We start from the raw sequence: 10,063 nt of genomic DNA on the forward strand, positions 1-10,063 counted from the left end.
GAAAAGATCGAGAAGTTCCCGGAGCTCGTCTTCCCCCTCGAGGCCGAGTCTTCGGAGAACCGCCGCATATTCTTCGAGGATGGGTGCGGACAGGCAGAGTGTGAGTCCTCCGGTTTTCCAGCGGTCGATGATTTTCCGGGGATTTCCGCCGAAGAACGAAGACACGAAGATGTTGGTGTCGATGACGGCCTTCATCGGCGGTCTTTTCGTGTTTCGGAGACGGCCTTGGCGATGCGGGAGGGCGTGGCTCCGGCGGCCTTGAGCTTCTTCCCGATCCTGTCCCAGAGACCGTCGATGTACGCGGAGATGTCGCGGTCCTTGACGTAATCGCTGATGAGTTCCCGGACCAGTCCGCTCGTCGTCTTGCCCTCGGCCCTGGACAGACGGTCCAGATCTTTCTTGAGTTTGGGATCGATGCGGATCATCAATTGATCGGACATGAGCCTCTCGTCTTCCTGTTATCTATAACGTATACACAATATAGCTATTCGTCGCCGGTGTCAAGCGCGTTCTATTTCTAAGTCTGCTTTGGCTGCTGGATATTACTGATAACAAAAGAAATAGAGCTAAAAAGGCCGTTTTTTCGGCTGAAATAAATCTAAGTTGTTTATTATCAGTAATATCCAGCAGCCAAAGCAGGATAGCATAGTTGACTCAAGCTGTGATAAAATAACAGCGAAAGCGGCGGACCGATGGTCAAAAACTCCAAAAAACTCCGGGATTTCGAGGCGGCTCGAACGGCCGCCGAGAAGGTCGATATCGAGAGGAATCTCCGGATTCTGGATGCCCTCTATGAAGAGGCCGTCCTGCTTGGAACCTTGCCGCCCAAGAATCCGCTTGAGGGGATCGAAGTCAAGATTCGGATCGCACGGGCCGCGAACTATGTTCAAAGATCTGATTAAAAGGATCGCGGTCGAACTTGCGGCCGGACACATTCCCTTTTTCCTTCTCGCCCTACGAGCGGCAGGCCATCGAAAGAGCAACGACGGTCGCTTTCGACGATATTCCCGTCCGTTTCGCCGCTCTCGAGGATGTCGTGATCCACAAGGTTGTCGCCGGGAGGGCCAGGGATCTCGAAGATATCACGTCCATCCTATTGAAGAATCCCGGATACGATAAGAAATACATCAGGTTGTGGCTGAGCGAGCTCGACGCAGCTCTCGAAGGGGATTTTCTCGGGAAATTCAACGCTCTTATTTCCGAAGCCTGAAAAACCTGACACCTTGGATGAGCTTTGAGATGACGAGAGGGTTGAGGTTGCTGTTCAAGCAGCATCGGAATGTGATAAGAAGAGAAAGGTTGAAGGAGGTCGCGGGACAAAAGAATCCTGGCGTTGCCCTGGCCGAAGCATGACATGTTCGTAGAGGCCGTGAGCGAGCGGGTGATCGAGTCGGCCTCATCGGCGCTCGAGAAGCTGAAGGCGGAGAGTCGGAAAGCGTAAGCGAGATACATTTTGACCTGGTTTGAAAGACTGACAGGTTTTGCTGAGGAATCGCCGCAACGAGTGCGCGAAAATCTCACCAACGAAGGTCGCAGATTGAAATCGCTCATCAACGGCAAGTCCTGGATTTACGGCGAATGGGAAACGCCGAATCTGGACGAACTGAGAGCGCGTGTCCGATTGCGGAGAATGCCGGCCGGGAAAACATCTGTCCGTGAAATGGTCGCCGACGTCCAAACCTTGCATAGCGATCCAGGACATGCCGGGGCGCTTTTCCAGGCGGCGTCCCAGTTCAATTGTCTCGAAATGGCGTCTCCGGCCGTCACGCCCGAGCAGGGCGTCGGGATTTATGAAAACGATCCAACCCAGGGGCCGGCATGTGCGATTTCGGCCGGCGCGGGAACGATCTATCGCAATTATTTTGCGCCGGTCAACGGGCGAGTCGGCCAGTCGGCGGATAATCAGATCGATTGCCTGGCGGATCTCGGCGCCGCTCTGGGAAATGCGGGAGGCCGTCTCTGGGACATGAAAAACGGCTATGCCCTGGCAACGCACGAGGGCCTGACGGAGATCAGGGAGCGGCTTCGGTCATCGAAAGAGAGCGAGCGCGATGAGTTGCGACGGTTGCTGCGCATCGGCATACAGCGGGATACGGAAGTGACCCTTGACGGTTGCGGGCACAGGGTGACCCAAGTCTACGGCTCCGCCCTGCCGGTCGCCTATACGCCGCATGTTAAGGATCTCTGGGAGGAATTCGCGCGGCTTGTCCTGGAGGCCTCCTACGAAGCGACGATCTGCGCCGCAATCCTGAATACGGAGCGGACCGGAAACCCGTGTGTATTTCTGACCCTGCTTGGGGGAGGCGTATTCGGAAATAGCGCCGATTGGATTGTCGAAGCACTCCGCCGCGCCCTGGGCCTCTATAAGAATGCCGATCTTGATGTTGCCGTCGTGAGTTACGGCGTATCCGATCCACGGCTCAGCCGGCTGCTGGAAGCGGAGCGATGTTGAGCCAAGCGGCTTGGCTATTGCGGAGATTCTGTGCGATGACCTGCCGCGAAAGAGCCGAAAGCTTGAGATCTTGGACAGACTTGGCCTTCGCGTTCGAGTCTCATGCGGGTGAAGGAAACGAGAATGAGTATGCCGGCGGACATCAAGTCTATTTTCAGGCCAACCATGAATCGCCTTTATTCCCCTAATAATACTAACGCCGGATAGACTCGGCTTTTCGGATAGGCAGGCTCGTTTCTGATATGAATGCGGGAGAAAGGGGGACGGCCATGAGCGATCACAAGAAACTTCCCAAGCGACTCGAGGACTTCATCGCCGAAACGCCCTGGACGTTCGCCAAGACCTACGCCAGGACGTGGCCGCACGAGTACATCGTCCGCGAGAAGGTCGACGCGGGCCTCTTCGATGAATTGGCGACCCACATCGAAAACCACGGCGATGAGTCCATTTTTTATGAAACGAAGCGGAATTATTTCGATACCGGCGGCAATGCTTACTGGCATATGAACAATATCATCAATCGGTGCCCCGGGACGTGCACCTTTCCCAATCGGCGGAAGGAGGACCGGGAGTTCCCCTGGCCTGCCGGGCCGTGGCTTCTGAGCTTGAGGTTTCTCGAGAAGGACAAGACCAAGGTGAGGGCGGTGGTGGACCTTTTCCGGAAGCGCATGACGGACCGTCCGGCTCTGGTTGATGAGCTCGAACGCGTGGTGACCGAGATGGAGCGGGGCTGAGACGCGTTCCTGAAGCCTTAAAATTCTCGCTGGGCTTCAAGTTGACGAGAGGGTTGAGGTTGCTGTTCAAGCGGCATCGGAATGTGATAAGAAGAGGACGGTTGATGCCGAAGAAAGTGAGGGAGCGATGCCGGTCAATCGTTTGATCTCCGAGCTTCAAGCCGCCGCCGAAGCGCACCCCCGCGGAGAAAAGATTCTCATCGTTCCCGAAAGGGCGATGGGACATCACATCCTGGAAATCCTCGTCCGGGCGGGGACGCCTTGGATCAATTTCCGCGCCGAGACTCTGACCTCGCTGGCCCGGGATGTCGCCGGAGGCGTCCTTGCGGCCGAGGGGCTTCGGCCCCTTCCGCCCGCCGGCTTTCAGGCCGTGGTCGACGACGTTTTCAACACAATTGCGGACTCGGGCGAACTTCGGTATTTCCAGAAACACCCCGTAAACAAGGGGATCGTCGAAGCCCTGACGCGAACGGTCCGTGAGCTTCGGATCTGCGGCGTTTCGTCCGCGGCCGTCCCGGCCGGCAGCCTTATCAGTCCGGAAAAAGAAAGCGACCTGAAACACATTCTGGCCGGCGTCGAGGATGCCCTCGAAAAAAGGAATCTTTACGACGAAGCCCGGCTGATCTCGACCGCCGCGGACATCCTTGGTCGCAACGGACCTCAGATAGGGGAGCCCAGGTATTTTCTGCCCCGGCGCTATGTCCTGTGCGGCATCGAGCGCGATTTCGTCGATGCACTCTGCGGGTCGAATCTTGTCGTTTTGGTCGAGGACCCCGCCTGCGGTCTCCCCCCGCCGCGCGGCATGCGGCCCACGGACGACTCCGGCCCGGCGCCGGAATGCCGGACGGACGTCGAACGGCTCCGTTGGCTCTTCAAGAGCGCGGATGCGCCGGCACCCTTCCGCGACGGTACGATCGAGATCTTCAGAGCCCTGGGCCGCCGGAACGAAGTCCGCGAGGTCCTGCGGCGAATCGCCGCGGAAGGCGCGACCGTCGACGATGCCGAAATCGTCTATACGGACACCGAAAACTACGCCGATCTTCTTTATGCCCTGTGCGAAAAACTCGGGATTCCGGCGACGTTTGCCGAAGGGGTGGGCGCCTTCATGACGGCGACCGGACGGGTTCTGCTGGGATTTCTCCTGTGGATCAAGGAGGATTTCGACGAAGTTCGTCTGCGGCGCATCTTCGAATCGCCGGCGTTCAGGCCGCCGAAAGCATCGCCGGACGAAGGGCCGGGCGGCCCGGTCCTGGCTCACCTCCTTCGGACGTCGGGCGTCGGCTGGGGACGCGTCAGGTATTCGGAGGTACTGCCGGTGCTGTCCGAGAAACTTCGGGTCATGGCGTCGGCTCACGAAAAAGAAGGGGAGACCGACGAAGCCGAAAAAGATCGCCGGAGGGCGGATGATGCGGAGAGTCTGCGGCGCTTGTGCGATGATCTGCTCGAGCTGGTCCCGGAGAAACTCGGTGACGGCCGAATCGACTTCGGCGCGTTATGCGCAGGCTGCGTCGAGTTTCTCAGGAAATATGTGAAGGCCGGCGGAGAAAACGAAGCGGCCTTCATCAAGGCGGCGATGGAACGCCTGGGGACTTTGGAGGAAATCCTTCCGGGTCCGATGCTTTTCGACGGAGCCATGGAGAAGGTCGTGAACGCCGTATCCGGCATCCGCGTGGGCGCATCGTGGCCGAAACCGGGATGTCTTCATATCTCGCATTACCGGCAGGGCGCCCGCTCGGGCCGCGGCCGGACATTTGTCGTGGGGCTCGACGAGGGCAAGTTCCCGTCGCGGTCGGGCCAGGATCCCGTGCTTCTCGATGAGGAGAGAGCGAAAATTTCGGAAAGCCTCGAGCTTTCGGCCGGGCGCATGAGCCGGAATCTTTATGATATGGCCGCGCTTTTGTCCGGCCTTCGCGGGAAGGCGGTATTCAGCTATTCGGCCTACGATATCAAGGAAGACCGGACGTCGTTTCCGTCGTCGATTCTTCTCCAGGTCTTCCGGATCAGGGAAGGTGCGCCCGACGCCGATTACGACAGAATGCTCGGCGCGATCGGCGAACCGGTTGGATTCGGAGGCGGTTCGGGCGGCGGAGCCGCGCTTGACGGCACGGACTGGTGGCTTTCCAGACTCGTCTCGGAGGGAGTTCTCCTGGACGGCGGGGACGCCGTGAAAGAGGTTTATCAGGGGATTCGCGACGGATTGAGGGCGTGGACGGCGCGTGCGGGCGACCGGCTGACGGAGTACGACGGCAACATCCATCCGCGGGGACACGAGCTCGATCCCCGAAAGAACGGGGTGGTCATGTCCTGCTCGAGGCTCGAGAAAGCCGCGGCCTGTCCGTTCGCCTACTTTTTGGCTTACATTCTCAATGTCCGGAAACCCGAGGAAACGAAGAAAGACCCCGGGGTCTGGCTCGACCCCATGGAACGGGGCACGTTGCTCCATGAAGTTTTCCAGGAATACGTCTCCGAGGTGATGGATTCCAAAGAGGCGGCCGCGGCCGGAAATCGAAAGGCCGCCATCGAAAAGATCCTCGATGAAACCGTCGAGACATTTCGAAAGCTGAAACCGCCTCCGAGCGACAACGTCTTCCGGAGAGAATGCCTTCAGCTCAGAAGGGATGTCGGTGTTTTTCTGGAGCTCGACAGGGGACTCGGAACGGAGCCGGTCGAGGTTGAAATGGGATTCGGAGGCGAAGGCCAAGAGGCGGTCCGAATTCCGGTCGGAGACGGCGAACACATCCTGCTCCGCGGGCGAATCGACCGGGTCGACCGGGAACCCGGGACGTCGCGCTATCACGTCTGGGATTACAAGACGGGCGGCACCCATGCTTATGATCAAAAGGACTACGTGAAGGGAGGCGAACAAATCCAGCATGCCCTCTATGCCTTAGCGGCCGAGACGATGCTGAGGGCGAGCGGAGAGGATCCCGGGGCCGAAGTCGTCCAGGCCGGCTATATCTTCCCCACGGAAAAGGGGACGAAGGACGGCGAAGACGGGGTCATCGCCCGTCCGACGGACGATCCGGAAAGGTGGCGGATTGCCTTGGACAGGCTTCTGGAGCTTATCGCTTCGGGTACGTTTATCCTGAATCATGACAAGAAAAAGGATATCTCTCTCTGTAAATATTGCGACTATCCCGATATTTGCGGCGGGAAGGCGGCGCGTGAAGCTATGTCCCGAAAAAGCGAAAATCCCGAAAACATTCAGTTTGCGCCTTGGAAAGCGTTGAAGGATTGCAAATGAAGGACAAAATGAGGCTCCCCGATCAGGAAACGAGGCGAAGAATCGCCTCGGAATTCGATAAAAGCTTCTTTGTCGAGGCCGGCGCCGGTTCGGGCAAGACCAAAAGCCTTGTCGACAGGATGGCGGGTCTTGTCCGCTTCGGCCATGCCGGGATCGAGAACATCGCGGCGGTTACGTTCACGCGGAAGGCGGCGGCGGAACTTCGGGAGAGGTTCCAGATCGAACTCGAACGGATCCTCAATGACGGGAATGCGCCGAGAGAGGAGAAGGACCGCGTCGGGCAGGCCCTGTCCCGATTCGAGCAGGCGACGGTTACGACGATCCACTCGTTTTGCGCCCGGATTCTCCGCGAGCGGCCGGTCGAGGCGGGGATCGACCCGGGCTTCGAGGAAATCGAGGAGGAAGACGACGGGATCTTCGCTGAAAACGTCTGGAACGAGTATCTCGAAAAACAGGCCTTCGAGAACAGCGAAGCGATGCGCTGGATGATCGAGAACGACATCGAACCGCAGTCGGCTGCAGATATCTATCAGGAACTCATCAAATACCCGGATATCGAGATCGTCAGGGAGCGGCGGGAGAAGCCGGAATTCGCAGAGGTGAAGAAAAATATCCGCACTTATTTTTCGGAGCTGGGAAAGAAACTGCCGTGTGAAGAGCCCGAGAAAGGGTGGGACGCCCTGCAGAAACTCATTCGGAGAGTACCGACCCTCATCGGGATGAAATATCTCGAAGACGACCGTCTTTTCGTTGAAATCCTGAAGATTCTCGGAAGAAAAGCGGGTGTCACTCAGAATAGATGGCCCGATAAGTTAAAGGCCAAGGGCTATGCGGAGGATTTCGTCAAATTCCAGGAAACCGTCATTGCGCCCTCTGTTCGGTTGTGGCGGGAATATCTGCATCAGCCGCTCGTCGATTTCGCCCTCGGCGGCGCGTCTTATTATGCGGAATGGCGCCGCGATCGATCCGCCCTCAACTTCCAGGACCTGCTCATGAAGACTGCCGCTCTTCTCAGGGGAAACCGGGAAGTGAGGGCCTGGTTCAAAACCCGCATCCGGTATCTCCTGGTCGATGAGTTTCAGGATACGGACCCGATCCAGGCCGAAATCGCGATGCTTCTTGCCGGCAAGGACGACGGTGAAGCCGACTGGCGCAAAGCGAAGCCGAAGCCGGGCGCCCTTTTTCTCGTCGGAGATCCGAAGCAGAGCATCTATCGGTTCCGACGCGCCGACATCGACATTTACAACCAGGTGAAGAGGATCTTCGGCGGCGGCGCGGGCGAGGTCGTCGAGCTGACGACGAACTTCCGCTCCCTGAAGCCCATCGAGGACATCACGAACACGGTGTTCGGCGGCCTCTTTCCGGGAGGGGACACACGGCATCAGGCGAAATTCGCGCCGCTCAATACCGTGCGGCCGGAAACCGGGACATGCCCGGGCGGCGTCTTCGTGAATCGGATAGCCAAGGTGGACGGTAACAAAGCCAAGGATATCGTGGACGCGGATGCGGAGATTATCGCGGAATGGATCCGCCGGGCCGTCGACGGCGGGCTCAGGCTCGAACATCCCGGGGGGAAACCCGGCGAGTCGTGTCCCGCCGAGCCCGGCGACTTCATGATCATCGCCAAGAGAAAAAAGAACCTGTCCGTCTATGCCAAGGCGCTCGAGGCCCGCGGTGTGCCCTATGCGATATCCGGCGGCGAGAGTTTCGGCGATTCGGAGGAATTGCACGAGATCATCAAGATTCTCAAAGCCGTGGCCGACCCCGCGGATCCGGTCGCGGTCACGGCCGCACTCCGAGGGCTTTATGTGGGTGCGAGCGACAACGATCTTTATGAGTTTGCGAGAGACGGAGGAACGTTCTCTTATGTCCGGAAACAGGACAAAGGGCCGGAAATCATCCGGGCGGCGTTGAGACGCATTCGCGGATACCATGAGATCGCCGGATCGAAGTCTCCCGTGACGGCCGTCGAAATGATTGTCGAGGACCTCGGAACGATTCCGCTGGCCATGTCCGAAGAGATGGGGTCGAGCCGGGCGGGGAACGTGCTCAAGGCCGTCGAGCTTTTAAGAGGCCGGAAGCCGGACAGCACCTGCGGATTCGCCGAGCTTGTCGGATATCTGGCCGATCTCCGCGAAAAGTCGAAGACCGAGGAGATGGGCCTTTTCCCGGCGACGTCGAAGGCCGTCAGGATCATGAACCTTCACAAGGCCAAGGGACTCGAGGCCCCCGTCGTGATCCTGGCGGATCCCTCGCCCCAGCGGGGTTCGCATGAGCCGGATCGGCATATCGTGCGGACCGGGGCGGGATCCCGCGGGTATTTTGCCGTGACGCGCAAGTTGGGCGACTATGCGAGCGAATTGATCGCGTTGCCGGCCGAATGGGAGACACATGCGGCCGAGGAAAAGGAGTACGAAAACGCCGAGAAAGACCGGCTCGATTACGTTGCCGTGACGCGCGCGAAAAACATTCTGGCGGTCAGTGTTTATAAGGACAGCGCGTCGAAAACGCCCTGGGAGTCGCTTTATTCTTATCTGGAACATGTGGAGAAGCTCCCGAGCCTGGATGAGACGCCCGCATTATCAGGGGAGAAGAGATTTTTTGCGATAAAGAGAGATGAGTGGGAAGCCGAGCGGGAAACGATGGCGGCGGAAATCCGGAGAATGACGGCCGCATCCTATCGGGTTCGCTCCGTGACGGACATGGCGGAAAAACCCGATATTTTCAGCGGAGAAGCGTTGGGAAGCGGCGCCGGCTGGGGAAATGCCGTGCACCGGGCGCTCGAATACTGTGCCCGGGGCATGCGGGATCGGCTCGACGCGGCCGGGGCGGGGATTCTCGAGGAGAATGGGTTGAAGGCCTCGGACATCGGGCGGCTCCTTGCGGCCGTCGATACCGCGATGTCCCACGATCTATGGAAACGCATGGCGGCGGTCAGGGAGAAATACTTCGAAGTCCCGCTCTCCACGATGGACGACGGCACGATCGTCCGCGGCGTGATCGACATGATCTTCAAGGAAGACGGAGAGTGGGTGATCGTCGACTTCAAGACCGACGATTTCGAGAGAGACTCCGGGCGGAAGGCCGCCTACGAAAGACAGCTCGATCATTACGCGCGATTTTGGACCGGGATCACAGGCGAGAAGGTCAAGGCCAAACATTTGATGAAAGTCTAGCCAAGCCTGGAAGGGGGGTGGGAGGCGATAATCGGCGTTCTTAAAGTTCGCTGAGCTTCGAGCTGACGAGACGGTTGAGGCTGATTCCTTCCTCTAATAATACTAATGTCAAGGGTTTTTCAGTCGATCTCAGATCATAGATATGGACGCGTGATGAGATGCCGCAATCTCAGCCGCCGGTTTTTCCCGGCTCAAGATGGGTCTCTTCTCTCAGGAGAGGATTCAGGGCGTTGGGGGATACGCTTTGAGAAAATAGGCCGGGCTGATGATGCGGATTCCCGCGAAGTCGCCGATTTTCAGCAAGGCCGCATCGCCGGTTATGACGATATCGGCCTTGAGTGCGACGGCGCACTCGATAAATTTGTCGTCGGCGGGGTCGGAGAGGACGACGGAAAGCCGGGGCGTTTCCGCTGTAAAAAGCACGTTCGGGCTTTTTGCGAAAAGATCGAGAAGTTCC

General features: G+C 58.5%; 9 protein-coding genes. 6 read left to right on the plus strand and 3 right to left on the minus strand.

The window, feature by feature from the left end; all coding sequences use genetic code 11:
• Positions 1-195, minus strand: a 195-nt coding sequence (locus SCM96_15335) for a PIN domain-containing protein (GenBank protein MDW7761998.1), incomplete at its 3' end; no start/stop codon positions are given.
• The gene (locus SCM96_15340) at positions 192-440 is read right to left on the minus strand and encodes a ribbon-helix-helix protein, CopG family (GenBank protein MDW7761999.1); all 249 of its coding nucleotides are present in this window, start codon (positions 438-440) and stop codon (positions 192-194) included. The genes SCM96_15340 and SCM96_15335, both read right to left, overlap by 4 nt.
• A gap of 252 nt (positions 441-692) precedes the next feature.
• Between SCM96_15340 and SCM96_15345 the strand changes: the two genes are divergently transcribed.
• The 6 genes from SCM96_15345 (at position 693) to SCM96_15370 (ending at position 9,606) form a co-directional block, all read left to right on the plus strand.
• Positions 693-902 carry a hypothetical protein gene (locus tag SCM96_15345; protein MDW7762000.1) on the plus strand — a complete coding sequence of 70 codons (210 nt, stop codon included), beginning with the start codon at positions 693-695 and terminating at the stop codon, positions 900-902.
• A gap of 17 nt (positions 903-919) precedes the next feature.
• The gene (locus tag SCM96_15350; GenBank protein MDW7762001.1) at positions 920-1,210 is read left to right on the plus strand and encodes a hypothetical protein; all 291 of its coding nucleotides are present in this window, start codon (positions 920-922) and stop codon (positions 1,208-1,210) included.
• Between the two features lie 294 nt (positions 1,211-1,504).
• Positions 1,505-2,452, plus strand: coding sequence for a hypothetical protein (locus tag SCM96_15355; protein ID MDW7762002.1), 948 nt, complete (start codon positions 1,505-1,507; stop codon positions 2,450-2,452).
• A 269-nt stretch (positions 2,453-2,721) separates the two neighbouring features.
• Entirely contained in the window at positions 2,722-3,186 is a 465-nt protein-coding gene (locus SCM96_15360; GenBank protein MDW7762003.1) for a hypothetical protein, read from the plus strand.
• A 127-nt stretch (positions 3,187-3,313) separates the two neighbouring features.
• Entirely contained in the window at positions 3,314-6,430 is a 3,117-nt protein-coding gene (locus SCM96_15365) for a PD-(D/E)XK nuclease family protein (GenBank protein ID MDW7762004.1), read from the plus strand.
• The gene (locus tag SCM96_15370; GenBank protein ID MDW7762005.1) at positions 6,427-9,606 is read left to right on the plus strand and encodes a UvrD-helicase domain-containing protein; all 3,180 of its coding nucleotides are present in this window, start codon (positions 6,427-6,429) and stop codon (positions 9,604-9,606) included. Before SCM96_15365 ends, SCM96_15370 begins: the two co-directional genes overlap by 4 nt.
• Before the next feature lie 222 nt (positions 9,607-9,828).
• Here SCM96_15370 and SCM96_15375 read toward each other — a convergent pair.
• On the minus strand, positions 9,829-10,063 hold a 235-nt coding region (locus tag SCM96_15375), incomplete at its 5' end, for a putative toxin-antitoxin system toxin component, PIN family (protein MDW7762006.1).

The organism is Acidobacteriota bacterium (assembly GCA_033549365.1).
In the GTDB taxonomy this organism is placed as follows: Bacteria; Acidobacteriota; Aminicenantia; order Aminicenantales; family Saccharicenantaceae; genus JAWSUF01.

What these genes read in the sequence shown, in the direction of transcription:
- SCM96_15340 (MDW7761999.1), bottom strand. Translation starts at nt 440, where the DNA reads ATGTCCGATCAATTGATGATCCGCATCGATCCCAAACTCAAGAAAGAT.
- SCM96_15345 (MDW7762000.1), top strand. Translation starts at nt 693, where the DNA reads ATGGTCAAAAACTCCAAAAAACTCCGGGATTTCGAGGCGGCTCGAACG.
- SCM96_15360 (MDW7762003.1), top strand. Translation starts at nt 2,722, where the DNA reads ATGAGCGATCACAAGAAACTTCCCAAGCGACTCGAGGACTTCATCGCC.
- SCM96_15365 (MDW7762004.1), top strand. Translation starts at nt 3,314, where the DNA reads ATGCCGGTCAATCGTTTGATCTCCGAGCTTCAAGCCGCCGCCGAAGCG.
- SCM96_15370 (MDW7762005.1), top strand. Translation starts at nt 6,427, where the DNA reads ATGAAGGACAAAATGAGGCTCCCCGATCAGGAAACGAGGCGAAGAATC.